At 71.0% G+C, this 16148-nt stretch carries 15 protein-coding genes; 4 read left to right on the forward strand and 11 right to left on the reverse strand.

The window, feature by feature from the left end:
* Positions 1-17: 17 nt before the first annotated feature.
* The 3 genes from AC1ROY_RS24115 to allE are packed head-to-tail and all read left to right on the forward strand — an operon-like array spanning position 18 to position 2802.
* Positions 18-1706 carry an FAD-binding protein gene (locus tag AC1ROY_RS24115; protein WP_493151451.1) on the forward strand — a complete coding sequence of 563 codons (1689 nt, stop codon included), beginning with the start codon at positions 18-20 and terminating at the stop codon, positions 1704-1706.
* Positions 1706-2035 carry a 2Fe-2S iron-sulfur cluster-binding protein gene (locus AC1ROY_RS24120; RefSeq protein ID WP_493151452.1) on the forward strand — a complete coding sequence of 110 codons (330 nt, stop codon included), beginning with the start codon at positions 1706-1708 and terminating at the stop codon, positions 2033-2035. The genes AC1ROY_RS24115 and AC1ROY_RS24120 overlap by 1 nt, the downstream gene beginning before the upstream one ends.
* Complete coding sequence (allE, locus tag AC1ROY_RS24125; RefSeq protein WP_493151453.1) at positions 2032-2802, forward strand: (S)-ureidoglycine aminohydrolase; 771 nt, start codon at positions 2032-2034, stop codon at positions 2800-2802. The genes AC1ROY_RS24120 and allE overlap by 4 nt, the downstream gene beginning before the upstream one ends.
* Positions 2803-2902: 100 nt before the next feature.
* Here allE and AC1ROY_RS24130 read toward each other — a convergent pair whose 3' ends face one another.
* The 5 genes from AC1ROY_RS24130 to AC1ROY_RS24150 form a co-directional block, all read right to left on the reverse strand.
* On the reverse strand, positions 2903-3721 hold the full coding sequence (locus AC1ROY_RS24130) for an ABC transporter permease (RefSeq protein WP_493151454.1): 819 nt from the start codon (positions 3719-3721) through the stop codon (positions 2903-2905).
* Positions 3714-4544 (reverse strand): ABC transporter permease, encoded by an 831-nt coding sequence (locus AC1ROY_RS24135; RefSeq protein WP_493151455.1) that lies wholly within the window; start codon positions 4542-4544, stop codon positions 3714-3716. The genes AC1ROY_RS24130 and AC1ROY_RS24135 overlap by 8 nt, the downstream gene beginning before the upstream one ends.
* A 7-nt stretch (positions 4545-4551) precedes the next feature.
* The gene (locus tag AC1ROY_RS24140) at positions 4552-5571 is read right to left on the reverse strand and encodes an extracellular solute-binding protein (protein ID WP_493151456.1); all 1020 of its coding nucleotides are present in this window, start codon (positions 5569-5571) and stop codon (positions 4552-4554) included.
* A complete protein-coding gene (locus AC1ROY_RS24145) occupies positions 5568-6677 on the reverse strand; it encodes an ABC transporter ATP-binding protein (protein ID WP_493151457.1) in 1110 nt (369 codons plus the stop codon). Before AC1ROY_RS24145 ends, AC1ROY_RS24140 begins: the two co-directional genes overlap by 4 nt.
* A 72-nt stretch (positions 6678-6749) precedes the next feature.
* Positions 6750-7418, reverse strand: a complete 669-nt coding sequence (locus tag AC1ROY_RS24150; protein WP_493151458.1) for a GntR family transcriptional regulator — start codon at positions 7416-7418, stop codon at positions 6750-6752.
* A gap of 78 nt (positions 7419-7496) precedes the next feature.
* Here AC1ROY_RS24150 and AC1ROY_RS24155 point away from each other — a divergent pair, with 78 nt between their 5' ends.
* Positions 7497-8387, forward strand: coding sequence for a polysaccharide deacetylase family protein (locus AC1ROY_RS24155; RefSeq protein ID WP_493151459.1), 891 nt, complete (start codon positions 7497-7499; stop codon positions 8385-8387).
* On the opposite strand, the gene AC1ROY_RS24160 is transcribed toward AC1ROY_RS24155, so the two are convergent.
* The 6 genes from AC1ROY_RS24160 to kdpB are packed head-to-tail and all read right to left on the reverse strand — an operon-like array spanning position 8373 to position 16142.
* Positions 8373-9230, reverse strand: a complete 858-nt coding sequence (locus tag AC1ROY_RS24160) for an alpha/beta fold hydrolase (RefSeq protein ID WP_493151460.1) — start codon at positions 9228-9230, stop codon at positions 8373-8375. The genes AC1ROY_RS24155 and AC1ROY_RS24160 overlap by 15 nt on opposite strands.
* On the reverse strand, positions 9230-10144 hold the full coding sequence (locus AC1ROY_RS24165; RefSeq protein WP_493151461.1) for an allantoinase PuuE: 915 nt from the start codon (positions 10142-10144) through the stop codon (positions 9230-9232). The genes AC1ROY_RS24160 and AC1ROY_RS24165 overlap by 1 nt, the downstream gene beginning before the upstream one ends.
* Positions 10145-10194: 50 nt before the next feature.
* Positions 10195-10881: a response regulator gene (locus AC1ROY_RS24170; protein WP_493151462.1), complete on the reverse strand. Its 687-nt coding sequence runs from the start codon at positions 10879-10881 to the stop codon at positions 10195-10197.
* On the reverse strand, positions 10878-13547 hold the full coding sequence (locus AC1ROY_RS24175) for an ATP-binding protein (protein ID WP_493151463.1): 2670 nt from the start codon (positions 13545-13547) through the stop codon (positions 10878-10880). Before AC1ROY_RS24175 ends, AC1ROY_RS24170 begins: the two co-directional genes overlap by 4 nt.
* A 25-nt stretch (positions 13548-13572) precedes the next feature.
* The gene (kdpC, locus tag AC1ROY_RS24180; protein WP_493151464.1) at positions 13573-14112 is read right to left on the reverse strand and encodes a potassium-transporting ATPase subunit KdpC; all 540 of its coding nucleotides are present in this window, start codon (positions 14110-14112) and stop codon (positions 13573-13575) included.
* A 2-nt stretch (positions 14113-14114) separates the two neighbouring features.
* Complete coding sequence (gene kdpB, locus AC1ROY_RS24185) at positions 14115-16142, reverse strand: potassium-transporting ATPase subunit KdpB (protein WP_493151465.1); 2028 nt, start codon at positions 16140-16142, stop codon at positions 14115-14117.
* Positions 16143-16148 lie beyond the last annotated feature (6 nt).

Genomic DNA, 16148 nt, shown 5'->3' on the forward strand with positions numbered 1-16148 from the left:
TGCTGCGGCGCATGATCGTGAACAGCACCGCGGACGTGCGGCATCTGGAAGCCGATGTCCTCATCATCGGCGCGGGCGGCGCGGGGATGTACGCCGCGATCGAGGCGGCCCGGCGCGGCGCCGAGCGGGTGCTGCTGCTGGACCGCAGCCTGATCGGCCGCGGCGGCGCGACGGTGATGGCGCAGATGACCGTCGCCGCCGCCGTCGGGCCCGATGACCACTGGCAGCATCACCTCGCCGACACGCTGACGGCGGGGCGCGGGCTCTCCGATCCGAAGCTGGCGGCGCTGCTCTGCGAGGTCGGCGCGGAATGCATCCTGGAGATGGATGCGTGGAAGGTCGGCTGGGCGCGCAGCGGCAACGGCTTCGCCGCGGTCCAGGCGCCGGGGCATGACCGGCCGCGCTGCGTCTATGTGGATTTCCTCGCCACCGGCCCCGCCGTCTCGCGTACGCTGCGCGCGCAGGTGCAGCGCGTGGGGCCGGCGATCCGGCGCATCGGCGAGGTCGCGGTGACGGACCTCATCGTGCAGGACGGTGCGGTGACGGGCGCGGCCGCGCTGCATGTCGCGACGGGCGAGGCGCTGACCATCGGCGCCGGCGCCACCATCGTCGCGACGGGCGGGCTCACGCGGCTCTACGCGCGCAACAGCGCGAGCCTCAACATGTCGGGCGACGGCTATGCGCTGGCGCTGCGCGCGGGCGCCGTGCTGCAGGACATGGAGTTCGTGCAGTTCTTCCCGATCGGGCACCTCGCGCCGCGGCTGATCGGCATGGACCCGATCATGTGGGATCCCTTCCGCTACAAGCTCGGTGGCCGGCTGCTGAACGGCGCGATGGAAGACTTCCTCGACCGCTGGGGCGGCGATGCCGAGAACGGCAAGTACAGCACCACGCGCGACCTCGCGACCTATGCGATCACCAAGGAGGCCGAGGCCGGCCGCGGCTCGCCCGCCGGCGGGGCCTGGCTCAGCTTCACGCATGTGCCGGAGGCGGAGCTCCGCAGCGCCTTCGGTCCGGTGATCGACAGGCTCGCGGCGAACGGCATCGACCTCACGCGCGACGCCATCGAGGTCTCGCCCATCGCCCACTACCACATGGGCGGCGTGCGCGTGGATACGGCGATGCGCACCAACATCCCGGGACTGCTGGCGGCCGGCGAGGCCGTGGGCGGCGCCAATGGCGCGAACCGGCTCTCCGGCAATGCGATCACCGAGGCGCTGGCCTATGGGCGCGTCGCGGGTGCCGAGGCGGCGCGGATCGCGGCCTCCGGGGAGACGCCCGCCTTCTCGCGTGCCGCCGCCGCGACCGCGACCGGGCGCCTGCACGCGAGGGCCCCCGAGGCGAACACCGCCGAGATGCTCGCGCGGCTGCAGCGGCTGATGTCCACGGATGTCGGTCCGTTCCGCACCGCAGCCGGTCTGGCGCGCGCTGCGGCCTCCTTGGAAGCGATGCGCGAGGAGATCGGCGATGCGCCGCCCGGCGTTCCGGGCGTGCCCCATGACCTCGCGCGGCTCGACTGGTTCGACCTGCGCCAGATGATCCTCGTGGCCGAGACGGTGGTGCAGGCCGCGACAGCGCGCACCGAGAGCCGCGGCGCCCATCAGCGCGAGGACTTTTCCGAGACGGACGAGGCCTGGCGCGTGAATCAGCTGCTGGAGATGCGCGGGGAGCGCCTCACGCTCTCTCGCCTGCCGGTGGCCGCCTGATGCCTGTCGCCACGCTCTCCATCCATCGCGGCGGCATCGGCGATGCGCCGCGCCGCGACGAGTTCGAGATCGCTTTCGAGCCCGGCGAGTCCGTCCTCGATGGCCTCCGCCGCCTGCGCATCGCCCGCGATCCGACGCTCGCCTTCCGCTACGCCTGCCTCAACGCGAATGCCTGCAAGGAGTGCATGATGCTGCTGGACGGCAAGGTCATCTACGCCTGCACCGCTCGCCTGGAGCCACGCGAGATGCGGCTCGATCCGCTGCCCAACAAGACCCTGCTGCGCGACCTCGCCACCGTCATCGCGCCGCCCGACGAGAGGCTGGAATGAGCATGCTTCCTGGAACCATCCCGCCCGGCATCTTCGGGAACAACCGCACCATGGTGACGCCGCATTACGCGGTGATGCCGCCGGAGGGCATCCTCGAAAGCCGGCTCCCCGGCTTCGTGAAGACCAAGGTGCATTTCCACACGAGCCCCCAGATGGGCGCGCGCTTCGCCCAGGCGCTGCTGGTGATGGAGCCGGGCGGCGGCACCACGGCACCGCGCGAGGACCGGCTGGAGCACTTCTTCTATGTGTTGGACGGCCAGGTGGAGATCGGCGTGCCCGCGGAGACGCGCTCGCTCTCTGCCGGCGGCTTCGCCTATGTGCCGGCGGGGGCTGCCTACACGATCCTCGCCGACACGGCGGCGCGCATCATCTGGATCAAGCGCCGCTTCGAGCCGGCGCCCGGCCTAGCGCCACCCGGCCATCTCTTCGGCAGCCGCCAGGAATCGCCGCGCGTCGTGAAGCACACCACGGGGCGCGCCTGGCAGTATCTGCTCGGCGAGGCGCGGATGGAGATGGACATGGAGGTCAACATCCTGTCCTTCGCGCCCGGCACCTACTTTCCCTTCGTCGAGACGCATATCATGGAGCACGGGCTCTACATGCTCGAAGGGCAGGGGCTCTACCTCCTTGGGCGCGACTGGCACGAGTGCTGGAAGGACGACTTCATCTGGATGGGCCCCTACGTGCCGCAGCAGTTCTACGCGACCGGATGGGGCGAGACGGCCTATCTGCTCTACAAGGACGTCAATCGGGACGTGGCGCTTTAGACCATGATGCGTTCGCATTCGCTCAGGCATCATGGTCTAGCCTTTTGTTTTAGCGCGTGATTCAGACCCCCGGCGCCTTCGCGCCTTCGGTCATCACGCTTTAGACGGACATCCGCCGCGTCAGCCCGACCGCGCGGTCCATCACCAGCAGCAGAACGAAGGCCACGGCGACGAGGACGCCGGAGGCCGCGGCCACGCGCACGTCCAGCGCCGTCTCCATCATGCCCCAGAGGCGGATCGGCAGCATGTCCGTCTGCGCCGAGGACAGGAACAGCGACACCGGCACGTTGTCCAGCGAGGACACGAAGGACAGGAACGCGCCCGCCGCCACGCCGGGCATGATCAGCGGCAGCACCACCTTGCGGAAGGTACGCCAGGGCGAGGCGCCGAGCACCTCGCTGCTCTCCAGCAGCGCGGGGTTGAGGCTGGCCGCGCTCGCGCCGACGGTGCGCAGCGCGAAGGGTGCGGCGATCATCGTGTGGCCCGCCACGAGCAGGAACAGCGAGGGCGGCTGACGCAGCCAGGAGAAGAACATCAGCGCGGCCAGGCCGAAGGCGATGCCCGGTAGCACCAGCGGCGCGAGGAAGGCGCCCTCGGCGACGCGCGCCCAGGCCGCCCGCGTGCGCGCCACGGCGAGCGCCGCGCCCGTGGCCAGCGTCGTCGCCGCGATGGCCGTGAGCGCGGCGACCATGAGGCTGTTGCCCGCCGCCACATGGATCTGCGCGGACCGCACCGGATCGAAGAGCTCCCGGTACCACTGGAAGGTCAGGCCCGGCGGCGGGAAGCGCAGCGCGCGCGAGCTGGTGAAGGAGGTGATCAGCACGATCAGCACCGGCCCCACCAGGATCAGGAACCCGATCGCGGCCAGCGCCAGGATGACCAGCGCGACCAGCCTGTCCGTGCCCGTGAGCCTATGCATGCCGTGCCCCCCGCCCGACGAGCGACAGCGCGCCCGCCACCATCAGCACTGAACCCATGAGCGTCAGCGCCATCGCCGCCGCCATCGGCCAGTCGAAGACCACCATCGCCTGCTGCCAGACCTGGGACGGCAGGTAGTTGAGCCGCCCGCCGCCGATCACCGATTGGGAGATGAAGGCCGTCGCCGCGCTGGCGAAGACCAGCGTGGCGCCGGCGATCAGTCCCGGCAGCGCCAACGGCAGGATCACGCGGTGCAGGGTGCGGAACAGCGATCCGCCGAGGGAGACCGATGCGTCGAGCAGCGCCGGATCGATGCGCGCGGTGGCCGCGATGAGCGGCAGCAGCATCAGCGGCATCTCGATCTGCGTGAGCGCGATGATCAGGCCGGGCTCCGTCTGCAGCAGTGCGACGGGTGTGGAGGTCAGCCCCGTCGAAAGCAGCACCGAGTTGATGACGCCCTCACGCCCGAGGATGACGATCCAGGCAAAGGTGCGCACCACCACGGAGGTCAGCAGCGGCAGCACCGCCGCGATCAGGATGGCGCGCTTCAGCGCCGGCCCCGCCGCCATGTGCACCAGCGCCAGCGGCACCGCGAGCAGCGAGGTTGCGATCACCGCCAGCGCGCCCAGCCGCAGCGTGTTCAGCAGCGACTGGATGTTGAAGCTGTCGCCCAGCACCTCGCGCCAGGCGCGCAGCGTGAACTGCGTCATGTTCTCGTCAGTGGCGACCGAGGTGCCGACGAGCAGAAGTAGCGGCGCGAGGAAGAACAGCGCCTGCGCGATCGCAAGCGGCAGCGCGAGCCGCCAGACGCCGTTCCCCGTCATGCCCGGTTCAGCCCGCCATCTCGCGGTTGAAGCGCTGGATCCAGGCGTTGCGCAGCGGGTTGATCACTGCCCAGTCATGCGTGACGAAGTTGGTGATGTCGGCGATGGAGCGCATCGGCACGTCCGCGCCCGGCGTCACCTCCTTGTTCACCGGCACGAAGAAGTAGGGGTCGGCGGAGAGCGCGGTCTGCACCGGCGTGCTGATCATCGTGTCGATGTAGGTGTAGGCTTGCGGGATGTTCCGGCTGCCCTTGGCGATGTGCATCGTCGTCACGAAGGCGGCGGCGCCCGTCTCCGGTACCGCGAATTCGATGGGCACGCCGCGCGAGCGCAGCAGCGTCACCGTGTAGGTGTTGGTGTACATCACGTCGATCTGCCCCTGCTGGAACAGGCCGGGCATCGCCGCCGGCTGCGCCACCGCCGCCACGCTCGGGCGGATGCGGCGGAGCTCGGTGAAGAGCGGGTCCATGTTCTGCTCGGAGCCGCCGAGCGCCTTCGCCATTTCGATCAGCGAGATGGTGCCGAAGGTTGTCCCGAAGCCGGTGAGGCCGAGCTTGGACGCGTATTGCGGCGTGAAGAGGTCGCGCCAGCCGGCCGGCTTCGGCACCTTCTGGGGGTTGTAGGCGATGCCCACCACCTGCGCGGCCACCGCCGCGCCGTAGCGGTCCGCGTAGCCGGTCGGCAGCACGCCCGCGCTCGGCAGCTTGGTCGGGTCGAAGGCCTCGAAGAGGCCGAAGTCGATGCCGCTCACGCGCGGGCCCGGATCGAGCACGAAGACGTCGAAGGGCGGCGTCCCGCGCGAGGCGCGGGCCTTGGTGATCTGGTCCACCGCGAAGAGTGGATCGAAGGATACGGCGATGTTGTGCTGCTCGCGCAGCCGCGTGGCGAGCACGGCGCGCAGCGCCTCGTCCCAGCCGCCGGGATAGACGGCGGCCGTCATGGCGGCCTGCGCGCGCGCGTCGGCGAAGGGCAGCGCGGCGCTGCCGAGTCCCGCAGCGAGCAGGCTGCGGCGATGAATCGGGCTCATGCGGATTCTCCTTCGGGAAAGAGGCTGGGGCGCGCGCCGGGCAGGAGGCCGAGGCGGACGGGGCCGGGCGCCGGTGGCGCGCCGCGTCGGGATTCGTGCAGTTTGAGCTCGGCGGTGCCGGCCTCGACGTCATGGATCGTGGCGGGGCCGAGGGGCAGCGAGAGGCGGAGGCGGCCGGACCAGGTCGCGGGATCGGCGTCGTCGGCGGCGCGCAGGGCCAGCTGCTCCGGCCGCGCGCAGAGCAGCACGCGGTCACCGACGGCAAAGCCTCGCGGGCTCTCGACCGGGACGATGGCACCGACATCCAGGCGCACCAGATAGGCCGCGCCCTCGCGCGCCTCGATGCGGCCATGCAGCCGATTCGTGGTGCCGACGAAGCCCGCGACGAAGGCCGAGGCCGGCCTGTCGTAGACCTCGGCCGGCGCGGCGACCTGCTCGACGCGGCCGGCATTCATCACGGCCATGCGGTCGGCCATGCTCATCGCCTCGTCCTGGTCGTGTGTGACGAGGACGCAGGTGACGCCGAAGCGGCGCTGGATGCGCTTGATCTCGAGCTGGAGATCAAGCCGCAGCGAGCGGTCCAGCGCGGCGAAGGGCTCGTCCAGCAGCAGGATCGAGGGCTCGATGGCCAGCGCGCGGGCCAGCGCGATGCGTTGCTGCTGGCCGCCCGAGAGCGCGCCGGGCTTGCGCTCGCCATAGGCCTCCATGCGAACGGCGGCGAGCGCGGTCTCCACGCGGCGGACGATCTCGGATTTGGGGCGCCCGCGCGCTTCCAGCCCATAGGCGACGTTCTGCGCCGCCGTCATGTGCGGAAAGAGCGCGTAGGACTGGAAGACAATGCCGACGCCACGCTTGCCCGGCGGCAGCTGGTCGATCGGCGCGCCGTCCACCAGGACGCGGCCGGCCTCCGCCTTGATGAAGCCGGCGACGGTGCGCAGCAGCGTGGTCTTGCCGCAGCCGGAGGGGCCGAGGAGCGCCAGGATCTCGCTGGGCGCGACGCTCAGCGTGACGTCGCGTACGGCGAGCGTCTGGCCGTAGCGCACGCGGATGCCGTCCATGTCGAGCCGATGCCCGAGGCGGGCCGCACTGTCGGTGCCGTCAGCCATGGGCGGGTGCACCGCGCATCGAGGTCTTTCCAATCTTGTATGCAAGATGGAAGCAATGCTCGTGCCAGCGCGTCATTCCGCGGCGACGAGGGCGCGCCGCAGCCGGCTCAGGTCATCCTCCTCACCGAGGGCCTGCAGCTTCCTCCTCCAGCTGCTCAGATGGAAGGCCATGCATGCCTCCGCCTTGGGCATGTCGCCGGTCTCGAGGGCTTGCACGATGTCCTCATGCTCGGCGAAGGAGTGGACCGCCTCTTCGGGCGTCTGGTGCTGCAGCGCGGCCAGCGTCGTGCAGACCGTGAGGTCGTGCAGCGCGGCGGCGAGCCTGTGGTTCCCGAGGCACTCGGCCAGGCAGACATGGAAGTCGCCGAGCAGCATGGTGCTCTGGCCCGCATCGTCCCGCCCCAGGGCGGCGCGCTGGCGGGTCATGTGGGAGCGGATGCGCTCCATCTCCCGCGGCGCCAGGGCGGGCGAGCAGCGCAGGAGGCCGGTCTCGATCACCAGGCGCGCCTCGAAGGCCTGGCGCACCTCCTCCTCGCCGGGTTCGACGACGAACCAGCCGCGCCGTGGCCGCACCGCGACGATGCGGCGCGCCGCGAGCCGGATCAGCGCCTCGCGCACGATGGTTCGGCTGCAGCCGAACAGGGTCGCGAGCTCGCTCTCGCCGAGGCGCTCGCCGGCCGCGAGCCGGCGCGTCAGCACGGCGCGCACGATGCGTTCGCCGATGTCTTCAGCCGTGGCCATGACCGGGCCCTCCACATGCTCATCTGGTATACAAGCAAGACCTGGGCCGCGCGGCATGCGGCGTGCATGGTGGGCGGCATGATGCGTGACCTTCTCGGCTATGGCGGCGCCTGGCCCGATTTCCGTTGGCCCAATGGCGCCCGCCTCGCCGTCTCGGTGGTGGTCAACTTCGAGGAGGGGGCCGAGCAGCAGGTCGGCGACGGCGACCCGCAGTCGGAGCGCATGGGGGAGGTGCTGAGCGTCGTCGCCCCCGGCACGCGCGACATGGGCCAGGAGCAGATCTTCGCCTACGGCATGCGCGCCGGCCTCTGGCGGATGCTCGACGCGCTGGACCGGCATGGGCTGAAGTCCACCTTCCTGATGTGCGGCCGCGCGGTGGCGCGCGCGCCGGCGCAGGCCGCGGAGGTCGCGCGGCGCGGACATGAATGTGCGGCGCATGGCTGGCTCTGGCGGCCGCATGCCGACTACGCGACATCAGAGGAGGAGGCGCGCGACCTGGACCGCAACATCGCGGCCATCGCAAAGGCCTGCGGCGCGCCCCCGCGCGGCTTCTTCTGCCGTGGCTCCGAAAGCATCTGGACCCGTGGGCTGCTGGCGGAGCGCGGCTTCCTCTACACCTCCAACGCCTTCGACGACGACCTGCCCTATCGCGACCCGAAGCATCCGGGCTTGCTGGTGGTGCCCTATGCGCTCGACACCAACGACATGAAGTTCTTCCATCCGAACGGCTTCGTCCGCGCGGGCGAGATGGTGGAGTATCTGGAGGATGCACTGGAGATCCTGCTGGCCGAGGCCGCCGCCGGGAAGCCGCGGCTGCTCAACATCGGCTACCACCTGCGCATCGTGGGCCGCCCGGCACGCTTCCTGGCCTTCGAGCGCGTGCTGGCGCAGCTGGCGAGCCTCGGCAACCAGGTCTGGGTCGCGCGGCGCGACGCGATCGCGGAGGCCTTCGCCTCAGCGGTGCGCTGAGAAGAAGCGCGCGATCTCGCTCGCGGCGCGATCGGGATCCTCGCGGTGCGGGAAATGCCCGACGCCCTCGAACATGGCGAGGTCGAGGTCCGAGAATGTCTCGCCGAGGCGGTCCGTCCAGGCATAGGGAAAGAGCGGGTCGTGCTCCGCCCAGCGCACGCAGGTGGGCACCGTGATAGGCGGCAGGGCGGGCGTCTCGCCCTTCATCATCGAGATGCGGCCGGCATGCGCGGCGCGATAATAGGCGAAGCCGCCCTCCAGGTTGCCGGGCTTGAGGAAGTTGTCGGTGAATTCCTCCAGCACCTCGTCGAACGCGTCCTTCCGGTGCGACCAGTGGCGCAGGAAATGCGCGAAGTAAGTCCGGCAGGAGTCGCGCGTGGCGCCGACGAGGGCGGGCGCCATCTCCATCTGGTGAAAGGACTGGTACCAGATCTCGCTGAGCCGGTCGGGCAGGCCCATCCGCGCACCGATGCCGGGATAGACGAAGTCGAAGAAGAACAGCCCGGTCCAGCGCTGCGGCGCCATGCGCGCGAGCGGCTGCATCACCGCGCCGCCCACGTCGTGGCCCACGACACCCGCGCGCTCCACACCGAGCGCGTCGAGGATCGCGACCAGATCGGCGGCGTGCTCGACCGCGCCGAAATCGGCGCGCGGCTTGTCGCTGTCGCCGAAACCGCGGAGATCCGGCGCGATCAGCGTGAAACGGTCGGCGAGGCGCTGCATCACCGGCTCCCAGGTCAGCCAGAATTCCGGCCAGCCATGGATGAGCAGCAGCGCCGGCCCCTTTCCGGTCCGTGCGACGTGCAGCGTCGCGTCCCGCACGGAGACGGAAAGGTGCTCCATCACTTCGCCTTGTAGGGGTGCGTCGCCACCCAGTGCTTCGCGATGTCCACACGGCGTGTGATCCAGACGTCCGGCCTGCTCGTCATGTAGTCCAGCAGTCGCTGCAGCCCCATGGCGCGCGCGGGATGGCCGATCAGCCGCATGTGCAGGCCCACCGACATCATCTTCGGCTTTCCTTTGGCTCCCTCGTCATAGAGCATGTCGAAGGCGTCGCGGATGAAGGAGAACCACTGGTCCGAGGTCCCCATCCAGCCCGAATATTTGCCGTCGTTGTTGGTCAGCGAATAGGGAACGACCAGATGCGGCTTGCCCTCCACAGTCAGCCAAAGCGGCAGCTCCTCGCCGTAATAGTCGCTGTCGTAGAGGAAGCCGCCCTCCTCGACCACGAGGCGGCGCGTGTTCACGGAAGGTCCGTAGCGGCAGTACCAGCCGTCCGGTCGATGGCCGACCGTCTGCTGCTGGCTCGCGACGGCGAGGCGGATGTGCTCGCGCTCCTCGTCCTCGCTGAGCTCGAAATGCTTCACCCAGCGCCAGCCATGCGAGCAGACGTCAAAGCCGCTGGCGCGGATGGCGGCGGCCGCTTCCGGGTTCTGCTCCAGCGCCAGCGCGCAGCCGAAGACGGTCATCGGCAGGCTGCGCTCCTGGAAGAGGCGCATCAGCCGCCAGAAGCCGACGCGGCTGCCGTATTCGAACATCCCCTCGCCGGCGAGGTCGCGGCCGGTCTTCACCTGGCCGAGGCCCATGGATTCCGTCAGCCCGACCTCGGTATAGCCGTCGCCGTGCTGGAAGGACGGCTCCGAGCCCTCCTCATAGTTCATCACGAAGTTGACGGCGATCTTCGCGCCGCCGGGCCATTGCGGATCGGGCGGATTCGCGCCGTAGCCGATGAAATCGCGTTGGACCTCGTAGGGCATGGGACCTCGTTCGGAATGTCGGGAAACTCTCCCGGCAATCGGGCGGACGTTCAAGTCTCCTCGAGCAGCCGGTAGCCCACGCCGGGCTCCGTGCGCAGCAGCCGCGCCGCCTCGCCGAGCTTCTGGCGGAGCTGGCCGACATAGACGCGGAGATACTGGCTGTCCTCGGCATGCGCGGGGCCCCAGACCTCGGTGAGCAGGCGGCGCTGCGTCACCACCTTGCCGAGGTCGCGGGCCAGGGCCGCCAGCAGCTCCCATTCGCGCGGGGTCACCGCGACCTCGGCGCCTTCCACGCGCACCATGCGATGCTCCAGATCCACCTCCAGCGGACCGGTGGTGATGGTGGGAGAGGGCGTCTCGGCGATCAGCGCGCGGCGCGTCGCGGCGCGCAGCCGCGCCAGTAGCTCCGCAAGGCCGAAGGGCTTTTCGACGTAGTCGTCGGCGCCGGCGTCGAGGGCTGCGACCTTCTCCGCCTCGCGGTCCCGCGCGCTGACGACGATGACCGGAATCTGGCTGAAGGCGCGCAGCCGCTGCAGCACCTCCTTGCCGTCCATGTCCGGCAAGCCGAGGTCGAGCAGGATGCAGGCCGGGCCGCGCGCGGCGGCGAGGCGTAGGCCCTCGCGCGCATTGTCGGCGCGCAGCGGCGCGTAGCCGGCGGCCTCCAGCGCGGGGCCGAGGAAGCGATGGATCTGCGGCTCGTCGTCGATGACGAGGATGGCGGGCGGTGCGGGGCTCATGTCGGGAATCGCAGGGTGATGCGGGTGCCGCGACCGGCGGCGACAGGGCTTTCCGCGGCGATGCGGCCACCCATGGCGCCGACCAGGCCCTTGCAGATGGAAAGGCCGAGGCCGGAACCGGCGGCCACGCTGTCGCTGCGGTTCGCGCGGAAGAAGGCATCGAAGATGCGCGGCAGGTCCTCGGACGGAATGCCGGGGCCGTCATCCTCCACCGCGAGCACGACCTGCGCGCCGTCCTGCCGCGCGGCCAGACGGACCGTGCCGCCCGAATACTTCAACGCATTGTCCACGAGGTTCTCCAGCACGCGATCCAGCAGGGCCGGATCGAGGCGCGGTTTCGGAAGGCTGGACGGCACGTCGATGTCGATGCGCCGGCCAGGATAGGTCTTCTTCGCCCGCTCCGCGGCATTCTCCATCGCCTGCCCGACATCGAGAGGCTCGCCGCGCGGGGTGAGCTGTCCCGTCTCCAGCCGCACGATGTCGAGGATGGCCGACATCCAGCGCGCCAGCCGGGTCGCCTCCTCCTCGATGCTGGCGAGCAGGTCGGCGCGGGTGGCTTCGGACAGTTTCGAGATGCGCAGCGTCTCCGCCGCGCCACGGATCACGGTGAGCGGCGTGCGCAGGTCGTGGCCGAGGCTGGTGAGCAGCGCCGTGCGCAGCGCCTCCGTCTCGCCACGGGCGCGGTCGCGAGCGGCGGCATCGACAAGCCGCGCGCGCTCCAGCGCGACGGAGACCTGGTCCACCAGCGCCGCCAGAGCGCGATCGGCCTCCGGGTCCGGATGATCCTGCTCCGGGCGGATACCGAGCAGGCCGAGCATCGCACTCTCGCCGTCACGCAGCGCGGTGAGGGGAATGAAGCGCCAGGCGCTGTTGGGCAGGGTCGACGTGCCGCGGCCGGCCTCGCGCCCGTTGGCCATGGCCCAGCGCGCCGAGGCCATGGCGCTGTCGTCCAGCGTGGCATGGTCCGGCGTGATGGCGCGCAGCACGGGCTCGTCCGTCGAGGCTTCGCGCGCGAACTGGCCGGGGAGAGTGGCGGCCAGCGCATCGTCCAGCGGCAGCAGCAGGCAGGCGGGGCCGCCGGCGATGCGCGACGCTTCCTCGACGATGGCGGTCTGCAGCTCCGGCAGCGTGGCCTGCGCGTTCAGCCGGCGCGAGAGCGCGGCGAGGCGCCGCAGCGCGGCGAGGCGCGCGGCCGCCAGGCGCACGTTCCGGCCGAGGCGTCCCGTCGTGCCCGTCAGCAGCGCGGCGACGGCGCCAAACATCACGGCGCCCAATACGTCCTGCGCGGAGGCGATGGTCAGCGTGTAGCGCGGCGGCAGGAACAGATAGTTCCAGGCGAAGAAGGACAGCACCGCACCGAGGCTCGCCTGGACGGGGCCGGTGATCGCGGCGATCGCGACGATGGCGGCGAGGTAGACCATGCCGAGCCCGGCCTCGGGAATCCTGCCGTCCAGCGCGTCGCAGACCAGGGTGGCGCCGCCCACCAGGAGCGGGATGGCGAACCAGCTCGTCCAGGCGGGCCAGGGCCGAGGCGGCGGCGTGGGGCGGACGGCGGCATTGGGCACGACATGCAGCGCGAACTCCGTCGCGCGGCGGGCCAGCGCCATGATGAGCGTGCGGCCGAGGAGCCGCCGCAACAGCGGCGGGTTGCCTCGGCCGACGACGATATGCGTCGCATTCCGGGCGCGCGCATGGGCGAGAATCGCGGTGGGAAGGTCGCTCGCCGTCGTCACCTCCGTCTCGGCGCCGAGCTGCTGCGCGAGGGCAAGGCCGGGGCCGGGATCGCCGGGCTGGCCGGGCTGCTCCACATGCAGCGCCAGCAGCGGCGCGCGCAGCGCCACGGCGATGCGCTTCGCCTGGTGCAGCACTGCATCCGCCGGTGCATTGCCCGGCACCAGGGCCAGCACGCGGTCGCCCACCGGCCAGGGGCCGGCCACGGCGTTGCGGCGCATCCAGCCGGTGACGTCGGCATCCACGCGGTCGGCGGTGCGGCGCAGCGCCAGCTCGCGGAGCGCGGTGAGCGCGCCTTCCTTGAAGAAGCCGCGCATGGCCCGCTCGGCCTGCTCGGGGCGGTAGATCTTTCCCGCGCGCATGCGCTCCAGCAGCTCGGCGGGCGGGATGTCCACCAGCTCCACCGCATCGGCGCCGGCGAGCACGCTGTCCGGCACCGTCTCGGCGACGCGCACGCCGGTGACGCGGGCCACGGCCTCGGCGCTGCTTTCGAGGTGCTGGACGTTCATGGTCGTCCAGACCTCGACGCCCGCGTCGCGCAGCTCCTCGACATCCTGCCAGCGCTTGGGGTGGCGGCTGCCGGGCGCGTTGGTGTGCGCGAGCTCGTCGAGCAGCAGGATGGCGGGATGCCGCTGCAGCGCGGCGTCGAGGTCGAATTCCTGGAGCACCTGGCCGCGATAGGCGATGGCGCGCAACGGCAGGAGGGGGAGCGGGGCGATCGCCGCCTCTGTCTCCGCGCGGCCGTGGGTCTCGACGAGGCCCACCAGCACGTCGCGCCCGGCGGCCAGGACGCGCTTGCCCTCGGCCAGCATCTCGACGGTCTTTCCCACACCTGGCGCGGCGCCCAGGAACACCTTGAGGCGGCCGCGCCCCTCCCGCGCCGCAAGCTCGGCGAGGGCATCGGGGTCGGGTCGGGCGGATTCGGTCTCGGCCATCCGCCCGACTATAGCGCCAAGTCGCTCAGCGCAGGTTCTGAAGCGCCAGGTTGAGCCGCAGCACGTTCACGCGCGGCTCGCCGAGCAGGCCGAACTCGCGCCCCTCGACGAACTGCTGGACCAGCGCCGCCACCTGCGTCGCCGGCAGGTTGCGGGCGGTGGCGACGCGCTGGACCTGGGCCCGCGCATTCTCCGGGCTGATATGCGGGTCCAGGCCCGAGCCGCTGGCGGTCACGGCATCGGCGGGCACGTCGCGGGCGCCGCCGAGCCGTTCCTTGATCGTGTTCAGCAAGGTTTCGCTGGTCGGGCCCTGCTGCGACGCGGCCGAGGAGGACGCATCATAGGGCGCGGCCGAGGTTGCCGAGGGGCGCGGGTGGAACCACTCGTCGCCCTCGAAGTTCTGGCCGATCAGCGCTGAGCCGATAACGCGGTCGCCCTGCCGGACGAGGCTGCCGCCGGCCCGCTCGGGCATCACGCGTCCGGCGACGGCGGTGACCGCCAGCGGAGCCGCGACGCCCAGCAGCAGCGTAGAGCCGAGCAGCAGGGAAAGAAGGGGGCGCAACATGTTCAGGCAACTCCCAGGACAGTGAGGATCACGTCGATGATCTTGATGCCCACGAAGGGCGCGACGATTCCGCCGACGCCATAGATCAGCAGGTTCCGCCGCAGCAGCGACGCCGCGCCGACGGGCGCGTAGGACACGCCGCGCAGCGCGAGCGGAACCAGGCTCACGATGATCAGCGCATTGAAGATGACGGCCGAGAGGATGGCGCTCTGCGGGCTCGTCAGGTGCATCACGTTCAGTGCCATCAGCCCCGGATACTGCGCGACGAAGATCGCCGGCAGGATCGCGAAGTACTTCGCCACGTCGTTGGCGATGGAGAAGGTCGTCAGCGCGCCGCGCGTGATGAGCAGCTGCTTGCCGATCTCCACCACCTCGATGAGCTTGGTGGGGTCGCTGTCGAGGTCGACCATGTTGCCGGCTTCGCGCGCGGCCTGGGTGCCGGTCTGCATGGCGAGGCCGACATCGGCCTGGGCCAGGGCCGGTGCGTCGTTGGTGCCGTCGCCGGCCATGGCGACCAGGCGTCCTTCGGACTGCTGGGCCCGGATGTAGTCCAGCTTGTCCTGCGGCTTGGCCTCGGCGAGGAAGTCGTCCACGCCCGCCTCGGCCGCGATGGCCGCCGCCGTGAGCCGGTTGTCGCCCGTGACCATGACGGTCCGGATGCCCATCCGGCGCAGCTCGGCGAAACGCTCGCGGATGCCGGGCTTCACGATGTCCTTCAGCTCGATCGCACCGAGGATCCGGCCGTCCTTCGCCACGGCCAGAGGCGTGGCGCCGGCGCGGGCGATGCGGTCGATCCCGGCCGCCAGCTCCGGCGGCACGGGCTTCTTCAGCGCCGCCGAAAGGCTGTCCACCGCGCCCTTGCGGTAGGAGCCCTGCGGCAGGTCCATGCCCGAGAGACGGGTCTGCGCGGTGAAAGGCACGGGGCGCGCCTCGGAAGGCATCGGCGGGGCCACGACGCCGTGCCTGTCCTTCGCGAAGGCGAGGATGCTGCGGCCCTCCGGCGTCTCGTCGGCGAGGCTTGCCAGCACGGCGGCTTCGGCCACCTCCTGGATGTTCACACCGGGCGCGGCGATGAAGGAGGCCGCCGCGCGGTTGCCGAAGGTGATGGTGCCGGTCTTGTCCAGCAGCAGCACGTCCACGTCGCCAGCCGCCTCCACGGCGCGGCCCGAGGTGGCCAGCACATTGAAGCGCACCAGCCGGTCCATGCCCGCGATGCCGATGGCGGAGAGCAGCCCGCCGATGGTCGTCGGGATCAGCGTCACCAGCAGCGCGGAGAGCACGACCACCGAGGCCGCGGCGCCGCTGTAGCTGGAGAAGCCGACCAGCGTGGCGACGGCGATCAGGAAGACGATCGTCATGCCCGCCAGCAGGATGTCGAGCGCGATCTCGTTCGGCGTCTTCTGGCGTGAGGCGCCCTCGACCATCGCGATCATGCGGTCGAGGAAGGTGCTGCCGGGCTCGGCGGTGATGCGGACCAGGATGCGGTCGCTCACCACGAGGGTGCCGCCGGTGACGGCGCTGCGGTCGCCGCCGGCCTCGCGGATGACGGGCGCGCTCTCGCCCGTCACGGCGCTCTCGTTCACGCTGGCGATGCCCTGCACCACCTCGCCGTCGGAGGGGATGATCTCGCCGGCCTCGACCAGCACATGGTCGCCGCGGCGGAGCTCCGAGGCGTTGCGCGGGGCGGTGATGACGGGATCGTCCGGGTTCGGGACCCAGCGCGCCACCGTCTCGCCGCGCGAGGCGCGGAGCGAGGCGGCGCGCGCCTTGCCGCGGCCCTCGGCGACGGCCTCCGCGAAGGTCGCGAAGAGCACGGTCATCCAGAGCCACAGCGCGACGCCGGCCTGGAAGCCCCAGGTGCCGCCGAGCGCGGCGTCGCGGATGGCGAGCAGCGTGACGAGGATGGAGACCACCTCCGTCACGAAGATCACGGGGTTGCGGACCAGCTGCCGCGGATTGAGCTTTCGGAACGCGTCCCAGACGGCGGCCCGGATGATGGGGCCGTCCAGGAGGGCGGGTGCGGTGGTCATGTTCGT

Source organism: Roseococcus sp. GW821-FHT12F05, from assembly GCF_058806835.1.

Excerpts from the sequence above, each read along its gene's own strand:
- allE (WP_493151453.1), top strand. The coding sequence starts at position 2,032 with ATGAGCATGCTTCCTGGAACCATCCCGCCCGGCATCTTCGGGAACAAC.
- AC1ROY_RS24150 (WP_493151458.1), bottom strand. The coding sequence starts at position 7,418 with ATGGCCACGGCTGAAGACATCGGCGAACGCATCGTGCGCGCCGTGCTG.
- AC1ROY_RS24170 (WP_493151462.1), bottom strand. The coding sequence starts at position 10,881 with ATGAGCCCCGCACCGCCCGCCATCCTCGTCATCGACGACGAGCCGCAG.
- AC1ROY_RS24160 (WP_493151460.1), bottom strand. The coding sequence starts at position 9,230 with ATGGAGCACCTTTCCGTCTCCGTGCGGGACGCGACGCTGCACGTCGCA.
- AC1ROY_RS24120 (WP_493151452.1), top strand. The coding sequence starts at position 1,706 with ATGCCTGTCGCCACGCTCTCCATCCATCGCGGCGGCATCGGCGATGCG.
- kdpB (WP_493151465.1), bottom strand. The coding sequence starts at position 16,142 with ATGACCACCGCACCCGCCCTCCTGGACGGCCCCATCATCCGGGCCGCC.
- AC1ROY_RS24165 (WP_493151461.1), bottom strand. The coding sequence starts at position 10,144 with ATGCCCTACGAGGTCCAACGCGATTTCATCGGCTACGGCGCGAATCCG.
- AC1ROY_RS24145 (WP_493151457.1), bottom strand. The coding sequence starts at position 6,677 with ATGGCTGACGGCACCGACAGTGCGGCCCGCCTCGGGCATCGGCTCGAC.
- AC1ROY_RS24155 (WP_493151459.1), top strand. The coding sequence starts at position 7,497 with ATGATGCGTGACCTTCTCGGCTATGGCGGCGCCTGGCCCGATTTCCGT.
- AC1ROY_RS24130 (WP_493151454.1), bottom strand. The coding sequence starts at position 3,721 with ATGCATAGGCTCACGGGCACGGACAGGCTGGTCGCGCTGGTCATCCTG.
- kdpC (WP_493151464.1), bottom strand. The coding sequence starts at position 14,112 with ATGTTGCGCCCCCTTCTTTCCCTGCTGCTCGGCTCTACGCTGCTGCTG.
- AC1ROY_RS24140 (WP_493151456.1), bottom strand. The coding sequence starts at position 5,571 with ATGAGCCCGATTCATCGCCGCAGCCTGCTCGCTGCGGGACTCGGCAGC.
- AC1ROY_RS24175 (WP_493151463.1), bottom strand. The coding sequence starts at position 13,547 with ATGGCCGAGACCGAATCCGCCCGACCCGACCCCGATGCCCTCGCCGAG.
- AC1ROY_RS24135 (WP_493151455.1), bottom strand. The coding sequence starts at position 4,544 with ATGACGGGGAACGGCGTCTGGCGGCTCGCGCTGCCGCTTGCGATCGCG.